Genomic DNA, 20,614 nt, shown 5'->3' on the forward strand with positions numbered 1-20,614 from the left:
CGCTTAGAAGCAGCACCGAAACATGATTCACCTTTAGAGGGATCGATTTTCCAGGCCAAGCTCGGCACCTAACATCGAGCGAAGGCGATGGAGTGCCCGATGCTTCATCACACGCACATACGCCGCATCTAAACCGAGATCGCGCGCAATATCACCAATACGCTCGTCAAAAAGAAGTTGACGGATAAGAATTTCTCTTTCCGAGGCTTTTAATTGTCCTAAAAGAGAAAGCATCCTCTCTTTAAGGATTTTTTGCTCTGTCTCTTCGGCAGGTTGTTGCATTGGATCGATAAGCCGCTCTGAGGTGACTTCTATAGCACCGAGCGGCACATTCCCTTTCCTCCTTGCTTGCAGAAATGTACGACTCACACTCCGCAGGATCGTTAGTACCCAGGGCAGAAATGACTCTGGATGCCGTACTTGAGACAGTTTTTCAATCACAAGAGCAATAGTTTCTTGGACAACATCTTCAACGTTTTCACGGCTATCTGACTGGCGAAGTGCAGCCCGATAGCAGTATATCCATACTTCCCAGGCTGCCCGCTCCTCACGATACATACAACCCTGGTATAAACGTGCGCTGTAGGCGCGCAAAAGCAAGGTGGAGGGCTGTATATCGGTTCCAATTTCAGGGTAATGCGCTTGAACGCTGCTAATCCACGCATCAACATTGTCAATAAGCGCCCATTGATTCCGCCGTGCGATGTCTAGCCACGTAGCTTTAAGAACTTTTGCATCACTATACATGATGTTACCCCAATGCGTAATGCAGCACATCGTACCGCTTACGATACTTAATCGGGGCGCTCTGAAGCACGGTAATCGGTGACTACCATTTCCAGAGCCGTAAGAAAAATCTCCCTCAACTCATCATCGCTAAGTGATGCGCTACGATGGCTTGCCAACAAACTAGCCAGAAAGCCCGACATTTTATCGTAAATAGCCATCATTTGATAATTAAACACCTCAATAACCGCCGCATTTGTCGTTCCCGCATCTAGCAAGATATTTTTATCAGCAAGGAGCAGAAGTTTCGCACGTTCTCGTGGTGAGCATTGGAGGGCATTTGCAAGGCACACAACAATATGTCGAGAGATTTTCACAATCTCTCCATTCTCTAATCGCCCTAACCACGCCTCGCTATAATCTTTTGCCGTGGTGTCACCAGCTTCGGCCAATACGCGGTCTAATTTTTTGATTAGTGTCGAGCGTGACCACTCGCGCCGGGTGCGAAGCCTGGCTATTTCCTCACCAAAGGCAGGAACTTCTGAGCGAGACTTTTTCACACGGGCATCCTGTTGTTTGCTGCCGGCGGCTGTGTCTCCTGAGCGCCTTGACCAGAGCGTAGCATACCTACGCTGCGACGATGTTCCGAAAAAGCGGAAGATTTTTTGATACGTTTTGCTCGCCTGCCCTTCTATATGGGTAGCGGGGTGGAGATGAGCGTAATGGGATGAAGGCTGGTACTCCGGCACCGCGAAGAATAGACCGAGTCTCCGGGGGAATGAGGTTGATATGGTTCAGAGTGTAACGCAGGAACAGGGTGTTGAGTACCGCGAGAGTGACAGGCTGACGACATTCGGGGGCTTTCTCATGACCTTTGGGGGCCAGCGCCGAATTACGATGAGCGCACGGCTTTCCCTTGCTGAAAAAGAGCGTGGGGTGGCCTACCTCCTGCGCCGCCTCGCTGACGCCCTCCCTGACACTCAGCAGGTGTTTCTCTGGGGTACAGACGATGAGGATACGAACGGTTGAAGCTGGTGGAAGCCCAGCAGGCACAGGGCCGCCCTCACAGGCGGCCTTGTCTTATCGTGGGACATAGGAGAATCACTCCGTCCCCCTATGCTATTATTCAGAGCGTTCCGCTGCTCGACCAAGCGCACCAATGGCTGCAACCAGACCACAAAAACCGATAGATTGGCTCCTTAAATGGCTCGACCCCTTCACGTCTGTGTGCCTCAAAGCGCAGGCAGAGGATCGCGTTCCACGTTGGGTAGCGTGGTTCGTTGACAAATACATTTTTTGGTATCTGATGCAAACCTTCACACCAGCCATTCATCAGGCGAACGCGGAGGGGATTGGCTATAGAGATATTTGGCTGCCCCCAGGAACGCCAGCGGAAGCGGTGACAGCCTGGTTTGAAGCGCAGATTATGGCGGCGCCCCTCACACGGATCGGGGCAGTTGACTACATCCTGTGCTACATCTTTCACTGTTCTTCCGATGAGCAGCCAACGGTTGCATGGAACAACGTGCCGTCCCCTGAACGCGAGATCGGCCAGTGGGATGGGCCGATGAGCCAGTGGTGGAACGAAGGGGCCGCCGTGATCGCCGGGCTTGTGCCCCACGATCACGACGGCCTGTATCTCCTGACAAACCGCGTCAGTGACGCAGTACAAAGCCTTACAGCATATCGCGGAAGTGGTACGCGGCCCCCGGATCATCATCAATGAGGCGCGAGATCGCCTGCCCCACCGCGACGGTGTACCAGGCATAGTCACGCTCGCTCAGGCGCTCACCATTGCGCTGACGCTGAAGCAGTTGGCCCACACGCGCCCGCTCGGCGGGCGTCAGGTAGTTCAGGAGTTTCCGCAGCACCGTGTCGGGAATCTTCTTCGTCCGGCCATTGAAGTAGAAATCGCTCTGCTTCACGGTGCGCCGCGACAGATAGGCCAGCAGGCCGACGAACAGAGCCAACGCAACAGCGGCGATCAGCATGGTGGTGATGGGGTCGAGGTTGAGCGTGGGCATTGTCGTCTTTCTAGCTAATTTCTCGTATTATTGGTATAAAACCTGTACGGTCTACGCTATGGAACTAGTATAGCGTAGACCGTACAGGTTGTCAAGCATCAAAATAAGAAGTCGGGCCTACAGGCCCGGCTTCTCTCGTGTCACCTCTGACCCATATGACGCTACGCGGCCACCGGCTGATGCAGGCCCAGGACGGTGCAAAGCGCATCGCGCAGCGGCGCCGTCATGAGGCTGTCGCCCATCACCAGGCGCCACTCGCCGCCATAGACCTCCGCGGCGGCCTCGTGCGTCAGCGGGAAGGCCCGGTCAAGATCACCAGCGGCCACCAGGCTCGTGACGGCCACCCAGGTGTTCGGGGGCAACTCGTCCCTGAACACGGCCAGGATGATCCGTGCAAGGGTCAGGCGCAGTGGTAGGTTCGCCATCTGCTCCTCGTTGGGCGGCAGCGGCGGCTCAATGCCGACGGGGTTGGAGTCCGTGATCGCCCAGGGTCGGCGCGGCTGGTCGAGCAGATCAAACGTCAACCAGCCCCACACCGAGCCGTCGGCAAGCGGCTCCGCTTCCGGACTGCCAACCTTCACGCGCCCTGTCCAGACGCTCCGAAAGCCCCAATGGGTGATCATCGGAAACGCCTCGCGGAAGTGGAGGCCGTGCCAGAACTCCCAGGGTGTTAGCGTCGTGTGCGCGGCCTCCGCCACCACCTTGCCGCCGTGCCAGAGCCGGGCCTTCCCCGGCAGCCACTCGATCCCCGTGCCCGCGGCCTCCGTGTAGACGTGACCCATTCCAATGCGCTCGCTCATAGTGCTCTATGCCTCACTTCCTCCCTATCGACTCGAAAATTCGTGCCAACCGGCGGCCTACGGCCTGCGGCATCTCGCTCAGGTCGTTGATCTGCACCCAGCTCCCCGACCCGTACATCTCAGAGAGCTTTGCTTTCTGCGAGTCGTTGGGCTGTCCCAGGAATACGCAGAAGGTCACGATGCCCTGCTTCCGGGCATCGGCAAGCTGTTGCACCGTCGCGGCGTGATCGCCCATATCGCCATCCATCAGCGAGACGATCAGCTTGTTTTTCTCAGGCCGGGCAATGAGTGACGTAGCCGCCAAGGCCATCGTCGGCGCCGTTTCAGCGTTTCCACCACCACAGCCGTTATTTGTTACTGCCATCATTGCCATGCGCGCTGGATCGCGGTGCTCATCCTCCATTGCCTTGAAGATTGCCGCCCGGTCGGCGTGGCCGCGCAGCTCGTAGGGCACATCAAGCTGCTCGAAGGTCGAACCTAAGATGCTTGCGGCATTGTAGACCTTTCCACTTGTGATGTGGCCCCACATGCTCCCGCTGAAATCCAGGGTGACGCTGACAGCCATGCTTGTTGCCGGCATCTCTTTCACCTGCTGGCGCACCTCCTCAACCCCGCGCACCGCGGCCACGAGACGCCGCTGGTCGAGCTTCCCACTGGTTTGAAAGCGCACGCGCTGGTCGGTCTGAGCGCGGATCGCCTGAAGCTGGCGGGCCAACTTTCCACTCACCTGACGGTGCAGTTGCTCCTGGCCCTCCAGGGTACGTATGTGGGCCGCGTTGGTAGAACGTGGCTGAAGAACATCGACGTAGCTGGCCCTGCCGTCAGGCGTGCGGTATGGCTGCTGAACGACTGGATCATCAGTCAGGCGTCGGTGCAGGCGCCGGCCCAACGTGTCGTAGTTTGCCTGGCGTCGCACCTGGCTGGCGATCACCTGCGCGGCCTCTCGGTCTGCCGCCTTCAAGGCGGCATCCAGCTCTGCGTCAGTGAAGGGGTTGAGCGGATCAAATAGCTCGCCCGATACGGCAGTAGGCGCGCTCGACGAGGTTGCACCATAACCATCGCCCCCAATGTTGTCGCTGCCTTCGCCCATTTCAGGCTCCAGCATCGCATCGGGGTTGATTCGCTGCGGCTCAGGCTCCGGCTGGCTCTGGCGATTGCTACTTTGTCGGTTGCCGCTCTGCGATCCGACGTTGCTGGCTGCATCTCCAGCTTGGTCGTCGCCCTCACCGTCGCTCTCATCGCCCTCGTCGCCCCAGGCGTCGCTGTCGTCATCAGAGCTGTCATCACCCCAGGTGCCGCTCTCGCCGTCGCCCTCGTCGCCGGTGGCACCCTGGCCGCTCTGGCTGCGGCTCTGCTGGCCGCCCTGGCTGCTGCCTGAGCTACCACCTTGGCCGCCCTCACCACCGTCGCCATCGTCGCCCTGGAAGCCTCCAGCGCCATCTGAGCCGCCACTCTGGGCGCCATCATCGCCATCGTCACCCTCGGCGTTGACGCTCTCCCCTTCCTCATCGTCAGAGGCCGTTTTCTGGCCCTTGCGCCAGCCCTTCCCGCGCCCGTTTGGCTCGTCGCCATCAGCCTCGCCGGAGCCTCCGGCGCCACCCTCCTGGCTCTTGCCCTCGGCACCGCCGTTCGAGCCGCCTGAGCTGCCTGAGCTGCCCCCAGCGCCGCCTTCCTGGCCGGCGCCGTCGTCACCCTTGCTTCCGCCGGAACTGCCACCCTGACCGCCCTGGGAGCCTCCAGCGCCACCGGAGCTGCCGCCCTGGCCGCTCTCGCCGCCTTCCTGGCCCTCCTCGTTACCACCGCCGCCGGCCCCGGCCCCATCGCCGTCGCCTTCGTCGCCCTGCTCGCCGCCAGAACTGCCGCTCTGGCCGCTCTCAGCTTCGTCACTGTCAGAACTGCCGCCCTCGCTCGACTCGTCGTCAGAGGCCGTTTTCTGACCCTTGCGCCAGCCCTTCCCGCGCCCATTCGGCTCGTCGTCACTGCCGCCCTGCTCGTCGTTGCCCTGCTCACCGCCAGAGCTGCCACCCTGGCCGCTCTCGCCGCCTTCCGGCTGCTGGGGCCGCTTCGACTTCGGTGGCGTGGGAGGCGTGTTGCCGACGGCACCGCCGGGGGGTGTTGCCTCCACATTGGTCTGCTCAGGCACGGGCTGATCGAACACCCCTGCCCGTTCCAGACGGCGCACGATCTCCTTACTCGCCTCCAGCGAGTCCTCTTGCGATCCGAGCGCCCCACGGAGCGCAATCGGGCGCAACTCCTCGTAGAGCGCGCGGGCCTCCGGGGTCATCTTATCGACAACTTCTTGGGGCACGCGATAATACGGCAGCGTTGTGTACAGCAGGGCACCCGTCACTTGATGCAGCGTGGGGACGCCCGCACCGACGGTACAATCCCACTTGTCGCGCAACCTCGCGGCAGCGGCGAGCGTCCCGGCCACCCCAGGAAAACGGTCGCTCATCTCCCGCTCCATGCGGCCATCCTCAACGATGTTGTAGATGCGGAGGATGTGCGCCCGGCCTTTGTCGATGCCCTCCACCGGCTCAGGGCTGGCCGCGATGCCCTTCAGTTCGGCCCAATGTTCGGGGTTGGTGGTCAGCTCGTGCCCAACCTCGTGATACATGATTGCCTTTGAGACGAGGAAGTTGCGGCGCGGATCGGCCTCCTTGCCTAATGGATGCGGGTTCAGGTAGATGTTGCCCCGCATATCCGTGGCGCCCGTGGGCACGCTCCTGTCAAACTTGACTGTTACGGGCTTCCCGGTGATCGCCTGGGCCAACCGGGAGTAGTGCCGGGCCATCTCCTCGTTTTCCAGCGGCTCCTCGCCCGGCGCCAGGCTCCGTCGTAGCTCCTCAACGGTGAGCGGGCGCTGCTTCCCCTCGCGGTTCTTCCCTTGGCGGTTGTAGCCGTTGCGGTCGTAGCCATCAGCATCATAGCCAAAGATGTCGAAGCCTTCGCGGTTGTACCCCTGGCGGTTGTATCCATTTCGGCCATACCCATAGATGTCGTAGCCGTCAGGATCGCGCCCATGCTCGTCATAGCCCGCAAAGCGGCAGGTTGGATCGTAGTCAGGCACCGCCGGGTTGTAGACGACGTACAAGGCTTGCCGGCCCGGATTCCAGATGGATGTGTTGCCAGTGGTCAACTCGCCGGTGTCGCCACTGGCGTCGATCACAACGCCATTTGGCGCGACAAGCACGGAGGCACCCAGGTGATGCGAATCGCGCTGGGCAAGGTGCTTAAAGTGTGGGCAGCTATGTGCGTTTCCGCCTGTAAACTGTCCACAATACGGGCAGCGCAACAGTACGCCGTTCCGCCGGGCATGAGGGTCGCGGCTAAGACGCAAGAGATCCAGCCTCGTGGTTGATGCCAGCGGGGCAGGGGCCGGGCGCTTCTCATTGAGGTCGCGCCCCACGGCACGACAAACTGCTCCACTCGGCGGCAGCCGGCCATCGACGAGAGATGAGGGTGGCGTGAAGCTCGGCGGCCTGCCGGTGCTGAGAACCTTCCGCACGATGGAACGGCCAACACGAACATCCTTAGTCTCCCAGGAGTGGGGCATACGCCGGCTGGGATCTTCGGGGTCGTACAGATAGCCATCCGCCGGATCGAAAATCCAGCCGTTCGGCGCCATCCGGCGCCCGTGCTCATCTGGGTCGCTCAGACCATCGTTCACATTAAAGCCCCAGCGGTTGAAGCCGTTAGGGTCAATGCCGAACTCATTGTAGGTCGCTCGGATCAGCTTGCCCGTTTTGGGCGAGCGCATCTTGCGCTTCTCGCCATTCCGATCTTCGCCTTCAGCGTTGTAGCCTGTGGCCGTATACCCCTGGAGGTCATATCCATTGAACGAGTAGCGCATCCCGTCGCTATCGCGGCCATCTTTGTAGATCCACCGCTGGATCTTGCCCCTTACGACGCTCGCCAGCCCGTTCCGATTGAAGCCCCAGGCATCGAAGCCCTCAGCGTCAAAGCCGTTGAGGTCGTAGCCGTCGGCATCAAAACCATCGGAGTAGAGGCCATTGGCGTCCGGGCTGCCGGCGATATGAACGCCGGCAGCATCGTAGCCAGCCCAGTCAAAACCGTTGCGGTCACGTCCGTTCGCATCATAGCCATTACGGTCGTAGCCTTCTGCATCGCGGCCTAGCTGATCGAAGCCGTAGAAATCCAGCCCCTTCTCATCACGCCGCTGTGTGTAGCCATTCTCGTGGGTGCCATCAGGGCGCAAGCCCTTGCGCGTGTAGCCGCGTCGATTAACCTCCATTTTCGTTGCAGGATCAACACGGAAACCCGTTGCGTCGTACCCCTCGGCGTCCCTGCCATCGGCATTAAACCCCTGTTTGTTGAAGCCGCGCCGGTTATAACCCTTGCGGTTGAAGCCGCTCTCGTCAAAGCGTTGATCGGGGCAGACATGGCTGCCGTCCTTTGCCTGGAATTGCTGGCACGTCGGGCACCGCTGCACACCGCCAGCCTGGCAAATAGCGCGTGCATAGTATTGATACCTGAAGGCGTTCTCCCCTGTCCCATTCCCCATGGTGAGCGCCTGGGCAATGTCGCCGGTGGTGTACACCTTGCTTGCCGTCTCCGCCCACCGCTGCATCTGCTGGGCGACTTGGCCGCCAGGCTGGATCTGCCCCTCCATGTTTGCGACATCGACGATACTGGGTATTGCAGCCAGCAGCGCCTCGGCGGCCTTGCCAGCCTCTTGCTCCAACTGCGCCTTGCTCTTCACTGGCGCGGGAGGGGGCGTAGGAGCCGCTGGGCGAGGCGAAGGGGCTGCTGGCGCCGCTGGGGGCGGCGTAGCGATAGTCGGGCCTGTCGCCATTGCAGCAGCAGCGTTAGCCCTGGCGGCAGCAGCGACAGCGCCGGCACCGGCGGGAGCCCAGGCTACCGAGCCGTCACCACCATGCATCGGCACCAACTCCGGCGCGGGCGGCGAGGCGGCCACTAGCTCGCGGCCTGTCGGGTCAACGATAGCAGCACCGGCGCGGATCACGCTCGACACGTCGGGTTTCGCCGAGGCGATCTGCCAGCCCTTCCCCTTCAGGGCCTCCTCTGCTTCGGCCTCGGTGCAGTACAGCTCCCACACGTTGACGTTGCCGCCGCGAAACCAGGGCTTGCGTGTGCCGCCCGGCATCGCCTTGACAAAATCCTTCATCTCCAGCCAGGAGCCGCCCCACACATACCGGATCGGGCCACCATTGACGCGGAAGGCAACGGCGTCGATCCTCCCTGGCTTGCTCTGCACCGCCACGAGAGGTGCAGCGGGAGGAGCGGCCACAGCCACCCCCCCGGTTGCCTCCTCGGCCAGCAGATCCGGCCTGGCCGCTTGGCGACCACGGGTGAGCACCGCGTCACCTGTGACAGCTTCGACCACAGGAACAGCGGCAGGAGTCGGCCCCGCCGTCGGCTCCGCCTCACTGATCCAGCCACGCCGCTTCAACTCGTCGTAGATCGCGGCATAGCCGCGCCGCGACGGCTTCTTTGGCAGGCCGGTCGCACTATGCGTCGGCGGGGTGATATTCACCCTCCGCATCTCCGCAAAGAGCTTGCGGGTCTTGGCGTCGTTCGCCAGTTCTTCCGCAAAGCCCTTCGGATTGCCGATGTTGCGCTCGTATATCTCTTCTAGATCGGCGGGTGTGACCCCACTCCCCATACCCGCGGTGGCGCAGATGTGGGCGAAGAAGACTCCGCGGTTGCCATCGCACGACATAGTACGCTCCCCTAGTTGCTGCGAGCGGGTGCAGCACCGGCGATGCGATCCGCGACATCCTGCCCATCAGGGCCGAAACACGTCTCAAACATCGCCTGGAAATCACTCCATTGCTGCGGGAGATCCTGGCTGTTCTGCGCGCAGTAGATTTTGAGTGTCTCCAGCGCCATACCCCAGCCCTCCGTTTTGCCCACCAGCAGGAAGCGGTTTAGCTCGCGGGCGCCGGGGGTAACGGTGCCACTCCCCAGGCCCTCCTGCTCCAGCTTGGTGCAGATCATGGTGAAGAAATCCACTGCGGCGCGCACCTCAACCGGGTGCGGCTTGATTGCCTGGATCTCCGGGTCATTGCTGCGCTCGAAGAAGGCCAACGCACGAGCGCATTGCTCCTCTGGAGCGGGCCGATCAAGCCGGAAGGTCATGGAGCGGGCCAATGGAGCGCCACCGGGCCGATCCGGGTCATTCTCCATGCCCGGATTCCACGTCGTAAACAGCACCGACGACGGATGCACCGGGATCGAGATCACACCACCTTCCGGCGAGGGGATGCGGATCGTGCGCGGCGGCTCCATCGCCGATTGCAGCGCCGTCAGCAGCTTCGGGCTACGCACGACCTCGTTGAGCGCCACCACGCCGCCCATAGCGAGCATCTGTCCAACGGGACCAAGCCGCACGACGGTGCGCCCATTTTCAATGGCGGTGCCGCCGATGAGATCCGTGGGGTCAGTCGTTGGGTCGATCTCGCGCTCGAAGTAGGGCAGTCCCTGGCGCTCAACGCCATCGGCGTCTACGGTGATCACCGAGGCCGCGAACTGCCGGGCCAGCTCGTTCTTGCCAGAGCCGGGAGGCCCGTAGAGGCCGAATGCAGCCAGGTTGCCCGCGGCGTCATCGCCCATCTTGCTCGCCATATACAGCGTCGTCGCAATCGTGCGCGTGATCTTGCGGGCCTGCTCGTTCATCGTGTACGTCGGGTTGACCTTCGGGATCAGCTCGTTCAAGTCAACCTCGCCCGTGTTCGCGGGTCGCGCCCAGGCCGGCACGGCACTCATGGTCGGGTCGGGAGCCTGGCGCCGCACCTTCGCCACCAGGCGCTCCTGCTCGGTGCGCTCTCCCTCCGGCGTCACCGGACGCCCCACGGGCCGAGGCGGAGCTTTCGGCGCCGGGGCCGGCGTCGGGGCCGCTTCAGCCGACGGGGCTGGAGCCATCTGCGCCAGGCCACCGGCCATCACGCCGGCCAGCCGCTCCAGAATTGCCATCGTGCGCTGCTCTGCGGCTTCCTGGGATTCCACGACACGCGCCAGCAACCCGGCCAACACCGGGTCGGTGATCGGCGTCTGCGCGGGAGCCGGGGCTGGGGCCAGCGCCTCGCCGGCAGCGGTGACAGGGGTAGGCGCGGCAGCAGCAGCGCGGTTCAGCGCCGCGGCCAAGTCGTCGGCATTCAGGTTCAGATTAACCTGGGGGGCGGCTACGTCTACCTGCGCCGTCACCTGCGGTGCCTCGACGCTCACCTGCGCTGTCGCCTCAACACGCTCAATCGTGATCTGGGGGGCGGCCACATCGACCTGCGCCTGCGCCGTTACGGCTACCCCGTCAACGGTGACTTTGGGCGCTTCAACGGCAACAACCGGCGAATCCACCTGCACGTTGACCTGTACCGGGCCGACGCCGGTGGTTGGGGCCGGCGCTGCGGCCTCGGCGGCGCCAGCGCGCAGACAGGCTAAACACCCGGAGTCGCCTATAAACTTGCCGCACTCCGGGCACTTCTGAGCAGCCAGGCTGCCGCCCATCTTCAGCGTCTCACCCGCCTTCAGCCCCTCGTGAATTGCGATATATGCGCCGTCGGCAGCAGCTATCGCCGTGCCTGTCCCATCGCGCATGTTCAGCAGATCCACAGCCAGCGTTCGATCAAACACGGTTTTAGGATGCCGGGCCTTGTAGGCAATGAGCGCGGCCATTTGCGCCGGGGATGCGTTCGGCGTCCCCACGACATCCGCCGTTGTGCCCGTTGCCGGGTCATAGACACCGGCAAGATGCCCATCCTTGTCGTACACCTCAATCTTGCCATTTTTCTCGTACACAGAGCCAGTACGAAGCAACTCCACCGCCGCCGGCAGCGTGCGCCCCACAGTGATGCCCTTGGGCGGGGGCGGGTACGCTTCGGTGATCCGGGCGCTGCTCCAGTAGGCCGTAGCGGTCAACTCCTCGCCCACGGTGAAAGTCACGCCCTCGACCTGCACCGTCTCGCCCTTCGCGGCACCCCGCGCCTTGCGATATTCCGTGCCGATGAAGCGGCCCGCCGTGTAGGCGCTGCCGCCACTCACGGCCACAGCGGTGGCTTCGGTGACAGGGGCAGGAGCGACCGCCGGTGGCGCCCCGCCGGCGGAAGCCACCGGGGTGCCAGGAGGAAGCGCGACGCCTGACGCCACGGCAGCCGCCTCAACGGCATTCGCGGGCAGGGCCACGCGGTTCAGGCCAGCATCATTCAGCACCGAAACAATGCGATTGCTGCTGACTTCGACGAGGGCCAACGACTCGTTGCCACGCCAATCGTCGGGCACAAAGCCCTGTGTGAGTGCTAACGGCAGGCCATCCAGGGTCACATTGACCGGCTCGCCGGTGAGGCTGTGTCGCATCGTAACGCTGCCGGAGCTGCGCGCCTGCGCGATCAGCGCATCCAGATCGCTGGCGGGATAAGCTGTGGGTGGCACCCGGAGGCGGCGGATCAGCGACCGCTGCATCGACGCGCCGGTGGCCGTCCTGGGACACAGGTGGCCTCCCTGAGCCGGAGCAAAGCGGCCACAGCTCATGCAGCGATGCCGGCCCAGCACTTCCTGGCGAATCGACGAGAGCGTGCGCGCATTGGCGCTGCCCGCCTTCGCGGCAATATCACGCTGCACTTTGGCGGCCACGGCGGGAAGCGATTTATTGTCGCGGAGTGCTGTAAGGGTCTGATAAATCGCCGCGTAGCCGAACTGTGCATCAGCCTTCGGTAAGCCGTTAGTGCTGTGCGTGGGCGGCTTAATGCCGCGCTCCTGCATTATCCTGAACAGAGCGCGGGTCTGCGCTTCGGCCATCGACTGAGCGAGCTTATCGCCAGTGTTCGCCTGGCGCCGCGCCCGGTCGAAAATAGCTTCCAGGGCGGCCTCGGACGAGGCCGGGCTGCCAAACGCTTCACTCAGACGACGCGCCAGCTCCTTCTCGGAAATGGCGCCAAATGAGGCGGCTACCGGGCCATTGCCGCCACCACCGCACACCTGGCTATGAAACACGCCACGGTTTCCATCACACGACATGGGGCGCTCCTCCCAGAGCTAGGATGAATAGGGCTGAATCGTTGTCGTGATGAGGCGCACGGCCTCACTGGCATACTCGCCCCACGGCTGGGGGAGATCGGTAAGGGTTGCATCGGTGCCTACCAGCCGCCGGAGCTGGGTGAGCTTCGTTTGAAGCTCCTGCGCGATTTCAATGATCGGGAGCACGGCATCCATAGCGGCATCGTCGCTGATCGTTGGTCGAGCTGGAGCCGCTGGGCGGCTTGGCTCGCCGTCTGAGGTCGCCTCACCGTCATCGTCGTCACTACTGACAGCATAGGAAGGCGCTGCCACCTGGCTGCCCCCAGATGGCGACGCCCCGGCTAGGTTGTCACTATCATCGCCATCAGCATCTCGCCCGCTGACGACGCTGATCGCCTCTTCAATCGTGCGGCCCTTCTGCTTCACCCCCTGCACAATTGAGCGCACGGCCTTTGCCAGCGGCGGATCGGCGTCGATAGCGGCCAGCAAGGTCGCCTGCTGATCAGGGTCAAGGTTCATCAGGGCACGGATCGCCGCCGCAGTGAGCTTGTGCTGTCGGGCTGACTCCTGAATAGAGTCGTTGGCACTCAGCACTTGGAGCTTCTTCTTCAAAACCGATGCGGAGATGCCCAGGCCCAGGCGCTCCACAAAGACGGCCTGAGACACCGGCGGCTCGCGCCAGTTCCAGCCCGCGTCATCAAGCAGGGCGCGCAATGGTGCCAGGGCATCACGAAGCTGGGTCGCGGCACCCAGGATTGCATCGGCCTGCTCGCTTAGACCCATTGCCTGCGCGTTGAGCATCAGCCAGGCAGCTTTGAGCGCCGCCGACTCGTCAAGCGGCCCCAGCTCTTGCCGGTGCAAGTTAGCGAGGATCTGGGTGAACAGCGTGGCCGAAGGTGTACCCGGATCGCGCACCAGGCACAAAAGCGTTTCCTGGCCGGCGGCCTGTGCGGCACGCCAGCGCCGTTCGCCGTCTACCAGCTCATACTCGTCATCACTGACGGCAACCACGATAGGGTATTGCACCATGCCGGCGCCCAGGCTGGCCGCCAGGCTCTCTATCGTTGACTCGGCGTCGGTGCGCGGGTTCCGGCGGGCTGCGCGGATCGCTGTCACCGGGATCTCGCGCAGTACCCCCCCTGCCCGCAGCAACGGGATGTTGGGCAGGGCTGTGGCTGTCACCGCGGCACCTCAATGCTCAGGCCCGCTTGCTCCGCCCGCTCCAGCAGCTCGTTCCACATGCTGCTCAGAAGCCGCTGCTGATCCTCGTCGAGCGTCGCCGGGCCGGCGGCGTCAAAGGTGCCCAGCAGCGCCTCCAGGCCGGCACTGAACTGCAACACGAGGGGCTGGGGCCAACGCGCTCCGAAGCCCGCCGGCGGCACGCTGCCACGTCCCGGCTCTGGGCCATTGACATGCATCTTCCCCTTGCCGCCGGGGCCGCCGCCGAACGGCAGCGCCAGACTGGGGTCAGACTCGAAGTCGTCGCCGCGCTCCTCGACAGCCAGCGCCACCATGTCCGTCTCGTCGGCGCCCTCGTCGGCTTCTGGGAGCCTAGCGGTCTGCTTGCCTCGCCCAGCATCAAGCTCCGGCCAATCCAGGCCCGTAGTACCACGCTCGTCGGGCTCTACCACGCCCTCGTCGGCTTCTGGAAGCTCAGTAGTCACGTCATCACTGGCGGTGTCTGCCTTGCTCTCGGTGCGGGCCTTGATTTCCTCGCGCAGCGCCGCGTTCACGTCGCCACCCTCGCCGGCGGCGGCCAGCGCCGCCTCAACCGCCTCTGCCTGCTCCCCCTCTGGCAGCCCGGTCAGATCGTCCATCGTGCGTGTCGAGACGCCCGTGCCCTCCAGCTTGTTCTGAAGCTCGGCAGGCAGCTTCAGGGGTGCCCAGAGCTTCTTGATCGCGGCGTCGCTCGTCGGCTTGCCCAGGCGCTCAAACACCTCTTTCCGGGTCACGCGCACCCTGCCGCTGGTGAGGTAGCCGATCACCGTATCGCCGGCCAGCTCCATGAGCCAGGCTTCCAGCTTCTCGCGCTGCTCGGTGGGCTTCAGGCCCGCCTCCACCAGCCCTTCAGTTGGGTCAGGCACGCCTGCCTCGGCGGCCAGCGCAGCGATATTGGCAGCCAGGTAGGCGTTGTAGCTGCCCTGCGCCCACTCCAGCGGAGTCATGGGCTGCGCGTTGTTGCGCTGCATCTGCTCGATGCGAGTTTCCAGATACCCCTTCGGGGCCTGCACAATGCACGGAACGCGCTCAATGCCTGCGATACCTGCGGCCAGCCAACGCCGCTCGCCGTCCACTAGGCGATACTTGCCGTGACCCAGGTCGGTGACGATGAGGGGAGGGATCACGCTCCCCCCCTTGAAGCTCGTCGCCAACTCCTGAAGCCCCTCGCTCTTCTCCTGGCGCACCTGGCCGGCATCGACCTCAATACGCTCTCGCTCGATCTCCACCACCTGCGCGACGGTTTTAGTTCGGGGTGCCATGCTGGGTTGCTCCGTCTTCGTTGATGACCTTTCGTTCTGCTACGGTCACTATACGGCGTCAGTATTTCCGCCATTGGCGATACTTTTTGTCAGATAGTGTGCTGTTGTGGGTGAATGCAGTGTGGCGTTGCGGATGTGATCACATGTTCAGCAGCAGCCAACCGACGCCACTGGCGACCAGGAAGATTAACGCCTCGCCGTAACGGCACATCGGTTCAGGCATCACTCGGATTTTGGCGTCAGAAAGCGGGAAAAGCAGGGGAACACCCGCTGGTGTAACGAGATCCCCGACGCAATGGATGACGATCCCCCAGGCCAGCGCAGCCGGCACGAGCCATACGAGGCCCGCCCCAGCCAATGCCAGCGCCCACGCCAGGGCCGCTAGGAGGCCCGCCAGTACGAAGGAATGGGTAAGGCGCCGGTGGCCGCCAGCGGCGCCTCGAATTACCTTTAGGAGCGCCCAGCCGGCCAGCATGCCCACAGCGCCGCCTACTGCCCCGGTAGCTAGCGGAAGCCACGCGGGGCCGCGCACAACGACGCCCAGGGCGAGGCCCAGGGCCACGCCGGCGAGGGTTAGCACCTCGCGTACACGCCGGCTGATAAAGCTGTTTGGCTCGTCAATGTCAGGAATAAGGGCGAGAAACGCACTGGCGACGATCACCGCAGCGCCACCAGCACCACCTGGCACGCCGGCGATGGGGGGCATCATGCCGATTCGCTCTGGCAGCAGCTCTGGGCGTACTGTCTCCACCAGTGTCACGAGTGCCAGGCCACTGACGGCGCCAACAAAGGCGTGTGTCTGAAAACCGCTCATACCATTATTCCCTTGTAGATGGTGGGGGATACGTTTCCCCCACAGATAACGATGCTATGCTGATCCCGTCTATCGGCACAGGGCAACGGTTTGCGCTGGTTTTGTCTCTTCGTCATCCTTCGTTTTTAGCTTCCTACTGACGAAATTGGCTGTTGCGTCGCCAGCATCGAGCTGAGAAGCGCCACGGTACGAGTTTTGGTGAGCAGCGTGCTCCAGAGCGGCGCAAGCTGCCCATGCCAGGGATGATCAGCCGGGAGCGTATGCGGCTCGTCGTCAGCCTCGCTCACCGTGCCCAGGAAATGAACACCTGCTTGATCGAACAGGGCCAGGGCTTCAGCGACGTGGGGCCGCGCAAGATCGCCCTCATGCACTCGATTGAGCAGCAGAAAGCCCAGGCGGGGCGCCTCGCGCAGCCGCGTGGCGCTCTCCCAGATGCGCCCGGCCACATCAAGGGAGAGCCGGGCCGGCGTAGCGACGATCACCAGGGCGTCGAGGGGTATGCCGGCGTAGCGCCCGATGTGTTCAACGCCGGCTTCGTGGTCGAGTAAGGCGAGGTCATACCGCCCCAGCATGGCGGCCAGCGCCCGCGCCATCACTCGGTTCGGGGTGCATTGCGAGCCGGCCAGTTCCCATTGGCCCAAGGCCAGGAAATCGTAGCTGGGTGTGCGTAGCAGCGCCTCCTGGCCCATGCGAGCCTCCAGAAACGCCTCGCGGGTTTCATTCTGGCGTAATGCCGCGCCGGTGAGTAACTGGCGCTCGTAAGCCGACCGAAGCTGGCCCACAGTGGTGCAGCCGTCGTGCCCCAGGATGCTCGTCAAGCTCTGATGCGGGTCAACATCTACCACCAGGCGGCGCTCGTGGGGCCGCAACTCGGCGGCGGTGTTCAGTAGGGAGGGCAGCAAGGTGGTCTTGCCGGCGCTGCCCTTGCCGGCAAAGGCAATCGTGAGACTCATGGGGTGTAATGCTCTTTTAGGAGGTTCAGCGTCTCCGCAACGGTGCCGCGCCAATACTCAGGCAGCGACGCCAGGGGCATCTCATCAAGGAGCTGGATCAACCGGGCGTAGGCGGGAGCCACATCGCCGCCGGCTTGTAGCGCCTCCAGAGCTTCAAGGGCGGCGGCAAAATGGGGCGGGGCATCAGGGATAGGTTCAGGTTCCGGCATAGCCACGGCGGCTTCCCAGGCGTCAGCAGTGACACCATAGACAAATGGCACAGCCAACTCGTCGAGTCGCAGCCAGGCCCGCTTGTCGCGCAGCTCCAGCTCCGGGGCGCTATGGTGATCGGCCAACAGCTCCGCCGGTGTCATGGCGTGGTAGACAGCGAGCAGCCAGGGCGCTACGGCCAGGTCGTCGAGGGCGACGGCGATCTGCGATGCGTTCACGCTGGCATTGTGGTGACAGCACCACTCGGCGTAGGGTAGGGCGAGCTTTGTTAAGCCACAGAACGCCCCAGCCTCGCCCTCGCGTCGGTGGATGCAGGTATCACACGAAGCCGCCGGCGGCTGCCCATAGGCCGGGCAATCCCAGCATGGCAGGTCGTTGTCGATGAGCCAGCCCTTCACATGGCACCACTGGAGGCACACGGCCCTACCCCCTGATGGACTGTGTGGAGGAAACGTATCCCCCACGCTCGCACACCACGGAGCACACCCCCCAACCCGTCACTGCGCCCGCCGCCGGCGACATTCCCCAGGCTATGCTCCCGGCCCACCGGCCTGCCATGTGTGGGGGATACGTTTCCCCCAACCCCGGCTTGCGGCTCGCGCTCACGGCGCCGATATGGCAGCGCCCGGCCTCTGCCTCGCCAGCGTCGAGGGGGGTGAACACGCTCGCTCCCCCTACCGGCACCAGGATGATGTAGGGGAAATGTTTCCCCCAGGGCCGGCTCGCGTCGCCGCTGATATGCCCCTGGCCCCTGTTGTGATCGCCCTGGCGCCAGCCTAGCTGTGTGGGGGAAACGTTTCCCCCAGGGCTGTGCCCGCCGACTTGGCCCCCGGCCTGGTGTCCGGTGGCCTGGCTGCCGCGCCTCATCTCCACGCTCGTGCCATATCCCTCGAAGCTGTGCTTTCCCGGCTGCCGCTGTGCCAGCCCTGCCAGCAATGCCTCGCCCTGCCTCACTAGCGCTCCCCTCTTCGCCCGCCGCTCCCCGTCAGCAACCCCAGCCCGCCTGCCGGCCCTGCCCTGCAATGCCTTGCAATGCTCTGCAATGAATCGCAATGCTTCTCGCTGCTGCTGCGCTGCTTCCGCTGCACTCGCCGCCAGGGGGGGCCGGGGGAGCCACGCCGAGAGCACCACGAGGCGCCAGCTCCGGGCACCCACTGAACGGGCGAGTGCCCGAACCTTCAGGCTGTACAAGCCTGAAGGTTTGTCGGGGCGGGACAGCGCACCAGGCCGGGCCAACCGGGGCCGCCGTATTGCACCATACGCGCACCATGCGCGCACCATACGCGCACCATACGCGCCCGTTTTTGTGCAAGCCAGCGCGCACCATACGTGCCCGGTTTTGTGCCGTATTGCGCGCTGTGTTATGTGTAGTCATGTGTGTCACGTTCAGCGCCGATTTCTAAGTGTTCCTGCGAGCAGCCTCATGAGCGGGCCAACGCGCAGGGGATAGGCCAAAAAAAGATGGACTGATCTGGGGCGATCAGGCCGATGCGCTCGTCGAGCCGGGTTTCTTATTTGTCACCTGTGACACATTAGAACCAGCAGCCGGGGCACCTCCCGGCCAGGCTGCGATCTTCGCCGGCCACTGTTCAACCGTTCCGAGGAGCGATCCGAGCAGGCTGGTTTTAATAACCGGGTTGGCTTTCAGGGCCAGGTACTCACCCCACAGCACCCCATACTCCGGGTGACAGGTGCGCTCGATGCTCGAAAGCAGCGCCGGCGACCCTTCCCAGGCACCCATCCACACGTCTGCGACCGCTCGTGCTCGTCGAGCCGGAGGGGTCACGATCACGGGTCGCGGCGCCCCGCCCAGGAGGCGCTGGTACGTCCCGTCGCCAGAGAGCCGAGCATACGTTTGTGCCATCTCGAAGATCGAGCGCATCGACGCCACGCCGGTATCCACTTCGAGTGCTAAACGCACCACTCGCCACGAGGGGGCAATGGCACCATCGGTAAGCCAGGGGATCACCCAGCCGGCCCGATCAAACTTCTTCAGCTCCGGGTCAAAGGCCAGGATGATCACCGCCCCGATGGTCTGAAGCAGCGCCCCATTGGCATCAGTGATCACATAGCGCCGCTGCATATGCACCCCAGCAAGCATGGGTGTGCGGCGCACCTGATCGAGCAGGGAGGCGCACCAATCGCTAATATAGGTTTCTGTGAATAGCTGAGAGGCCGATGGCGGTGTAGGAGCCTGCTTCGAGCGGGAGATCAGCCGCTCGAATGTGCCGTCGTGCGGCTCTGCCCCAAAGGTATCAAGCAGTTGCCGCCCGTCATCGGTGAGTCCATAGACTCGCGGGGTTCGGCCTTGCAATCGGCCTTCGGCATTCGCGTTTGGCACATTCGCGTGCCACAGCAGTTTTCGCTCTACCAAGCCGCGCAACATCCGGCGGCACGAGGCTGCGTGCTGATCGGGGCAGATGAGAGCACGAATGGTCTGCCCCATGACCATACCGAGCCGCCCCAGGAGCCGCAGTACCGCCAACTCCCGCTCCGACATTGGCAACATTGCGGCTTTCCCGTGTAGACGTGTGGTTAAATCCATCTCGTACCTCTGCTATCGTCGTGCGTTGATGGGGTGGCGTTGTTCCGTAGCAAATCGCCAAGACGCTCACGCATCGTTGGGCTTCGCAGAGCCAGATTCCCATTGCTCTCGCGTCAGTCCTACATCCTCCCAGAGCGTCGCATCGCGGGCCGGGTTGACCCCAAGCGTCTTGTAGCGGCCCCACAGCACCCCGCCCCGTGCGTCGGTCAGCGTCGCAACCGGCGCGACCACACCGCGCCCGCCCGGCCAGCCGTCCAGCCACTCGCGGGCAATCTGCGCGGCTCGGCGCACCGTAGGCGTTACCACAACAGGCAGCGGCTTACAGCCCAACATCGCCTCATAGTGGCCGCTGACGGTAAGATCTCGGTACATCACCGCTTTGCCGAGTAGCGTCACCAGCGGCTCCGTACCCCGGTCAATCTCAATGGCCCAGGCGAGCAGACCAGGCGCACGATGATCTGCCCATCCCCAAGGGATTGGGGCGGCAGGTTGGGCTTCCGAAAGCCCAGAAGCGACTTGCACAAGCATCAGGGCATCGAACCGCTGAAGAGGCTGGCCGGTTTCGCTGGTGGCGCTCACATACTCCATGACCACTTCGATACGTTTGAGCATTGGAGAGGCACGCAGGCCGATCAGTGCCCGGCTACACCATTCGACGACGAGGAGATCGTGGGCGAGTTGGCCGGTTTTCAGCTCCGGCTTCTTCCAATCGCGCACGATCGCCCGCTCCAGGGCGGCAGGATCATCTTCAGTGCCGCTCGCGTCGAGCCAAGCCCGCCCCTGTTCCGTTAGCCCGTAGAGCATGGGCAACCGGGGCGGGGGGGCGCCATTGGGCGCTGCAACGCCACCGGGCAGCCGGCCAGGATCGACTGTGTGCCGCCAAATGAGCCGCTGCGCGTGCATCGTCTGAAGCCAACGCCAAAAGGAGACAGTGTGAATCGATGGGGCGATCAGGTGGTGCAGGTGGCGAGCTGGCACAAACTCCAGCCGCGCCAGTAACCGCAGCAGTTCGCGCTGGCGAGCATAGGACAGATCGGCGTTCCGGGCTTTAGGACGCACCGAAAGCAT

At 63.4% G+C, this 20,614-nt stretch carries 13 protein-coding genes; all 13 read right to left on the minus strand.

Translation table 11 applies throughout. The annotated features are described in order from the left end of the window. Positions 1-33: 33 nt before the first annotated feature. The 13 genes from U9R61_RS13520 to U9R61_RS13580 all read right to left on the minus strand — a co-directional run bounded on the left by U9R61_RS13520 (position 34) and on the right by U9R61_RS13580 (position 20,614). Positions 34-747 (minus strand): sigma-70 family RNA polymerase sigma factor, encoded by a 714-nt coding sequence (locus U9R61_RS13520; protein WP_322489344.1) that lies wholly within the window; start codon positions 745-747, stop codon positions 34-36. Between the two features lie 47 nt (positions 748-794). Next, complete coding sequence (locus U9R61_RS13525) at positions 795-1,286, minus strand: helix-turn-helix transcriptional regulator (RefSeq protein WP_322489345.1); 492 nt, start codon at positions 1,284-1,286, stop codon at positions 795-797. 1,116 nt (positions 1,287-2,402) lie between these two features. Further along, positions 2,403-2,750 carry a hypothetical protein gene (locus U9R61_RS13530; protein ID WP_322489346.1) on the minus strand — a complete coding sequence of 116 codons (348 nt, stop codon included), beginning with the start codon at positions 2,748-2,750 and terminating at the stop codon, positions 2,403-2,405. A 161-nt stretch (positions 2,751-2,911) separates the two neighbouring features. After that, positions 2,912-3,550: a hypothetical protein gene (locus U9R61_RS13535; RefSeq protein ID WP_322489347.1), complete on the minus strand. Its 639-nt coding sequence runs from the start codon at positions 3,548-3,550 to the stop codon at positions 2,912-2,914. 13 nt (positions 3,551-3,563) lie between these two features. After that, complete coding sequence (locus tag U9R61_RS13540; RefSeq protein ID WP_322489348.1) at positions 3,564-9,254, minus strand: hypothetical protein; 5,691 nt, start codon at positions 9,252-9,254, stop codon at positions 3,564-3,566. Positions 9,255-9,265: 11 nt separating this feature from the next. After that, positions 9,266-12,544: an AAA family ATPase gene (locus U9R61_RS13545; protein ID WP_322489349.1), complete on the minus strand. Its 3,279-nt coding sequence runs from the start codon at positions 12,542-12,544 to the stop codon at positions 9,266-9,268. An 18-nt stretch (positions 12,545-12,562) separates the two neighbouring features. After that, the gene (locus tag U9R61_RS13550) at positions 12,563-13,726 is read right to left on the minus strand and encodes a ParB/RepB/Spo0J family partition protein (protein WP_322489350.1); all 1,164 of its coding nucleotides are present in this window, start codon (positions 13,724-13,726) and stop codon (positions 12,563-12,565) included. After that, positions 13,723-15,024 carry a ParB/RepB/Spo0J family partition protein gene (locus U9R61_RS13555; RefSeq protein ID WP_322489351.1) on the minus strand — a complete coding sequence of 434 codons (1,302 nt, stop codon included), beginning with the start codon at positions 15,022-15,024 and terminating at the stop codon, positions 13,723-13,725. Before U9R61_RS13555 ends, U9R61_RS13550 begins: the two co-directional genes overlap by 4 nt. Before the next feature lie 139 nt (positions 15,025-15,163). Beyond that, positions 15,164-15,838 carry a metal-dependent hydrolase gene (locus tag U9R61_RS13560; RefSeq protein ID WP_322489352.1) on the minus strand — a complete coding sequence of 225 codons (675 nt, stop codon included), beginning with the start codon at positions 15,836-15,838 and terminating at the stop codon, positions 15,164-15,166. A 125-nt stretch (positions 15,839-15,963) separates the two neighbouring features. Beyond that, on the minus strand, positions 15,964-16,791 hold the full coding sequence (locus tag U9R61_RS13565; RefSeq protein WP_322489353.1) for an AAA family ATPase: 828 nt from the start codon (positions 16,789-16,791) through the stop codon (positions 15,964-15,966). Next, positions 16,788-17,399: a hypothetical protein gene (locus tag U9R61_RS13570; protein WP_322489354.1), complete on the minus strand. Its 612-nt coding sequence runs from the start codon at positions 17,397-17,399 to the stop codon at positions 16,788-16,790. Before U9R61_RS13570 ends, U9R61_RS13565 begins: the two co-directional genes overlap by 4 nt. Before the next feature lie 1,082 nt (positions 17,400-18,481). Then, positions 18,482-19,510 carry a replication-relaxation family protein gene (locus tag U9R61_RS13575; RefSeq protein ID WP_322489355.1) on the minus strand — a complete coding sequence of 343 codons (1,029 nt, stop codon included), beginning with the start codon at positions 19,508-19,510 and terminating at the stop codon, positions 18,482-18,484. A 102-nt stretch (positions 19,511-19,612) separates the two neighbouring features. Next, positions 19,613-20,614 carry a replication-relaxation family protein gene (locus U9R61_RS13580; RefSeq protein WP_322489356.1) on the minus strand — a complete coding sequence of 334 codons (1,002 nt, stop codon included), beginning with the start codon at positions 20,612-20,614 and terminating at the stop codon, positions 19,613-19,615.

The organism is Chloroflexus sp., assembly GCF_034431535.1.
GTDB lineage: Bacteria > Chloroflexota > Chloroflexia > Chloroflexales > Chloroflexaceae > Chloroflexus.

Bases quoted from the DNA above. Each gene is read 5' to 3' on its own strand.
- U9R61_RS13520 (WP_322489344.1), bottom strand. From the start codon at position 747: ATGTATAGTGATGCAAAAGTTCTTAAAGCTACGTGGCTAGACATCGCA.
- U9R61_RS13530 (WP_322489346.1), bottom strand. From the start codon at position 2,750: ATGCCCACGCTCAACCTCGACCCCATCACCACCATGCTGATCGCCGCT.
- U9R61_RS13535 (WP_322489347.1), bottom strand. From the start codon at position 3,550: ATGAGCGAGCGCATTGGAATGGGTCACGTCTACACGGAGGCCGCGGGC.
- U9R61_RS13540 (WP_322489348.1), bottom strand. From the start codon at position 9,254: ATGTCGTGCGATGGCAACCGCGGAGTCTTCTTCGCCCACATCTGCGCC.
- U9R61_RS13545 (WP_322489349.1), bottom strand. From the start codon at position 12,544: ATGTCGTGTGATGGAAACCGTGGCGTGTTTCATAGCCAGGTGTGCGGT.
- U9R61_RS13555 (WP_322489351.1), bottom strand. From the start codon at position 15,024: ATGGCACCCCGAACTAAAACCGTCGCGCAGGTGGTGGAGATCGAGCGA.
- U9R61_RS13560 (WP_322489352.1), bottom strand. From the start codon at position 15,838: ATGAGCGGTTTTCAGACACACGCCTTTGTTGGCGCCGTCAGTGGCCTG.
- U9R61_RS13565 (WP_322489353.1), bottom strand. From the start codon at position 16,791: ATGAGTCTCACGATTGCCTTTGCCGGCAAGGGCAGCGCCGGCAAGACC.
- U9R61_RS13575 (WP_322489355.1), bottom strand. From the start codon at position 19,510: ATGTTGCCAATGTCGGAGCGGGAGTTGGCGGTACTGCGGCTCCTGGGG.
- U9R61_RS13580 (WP_322489356.1), bottom strand. From the start codon at position 20,614: ATGCTTTCGGTGCGTCCTAAAGCCCGGAACGCCGATCTGTCCTATGCT.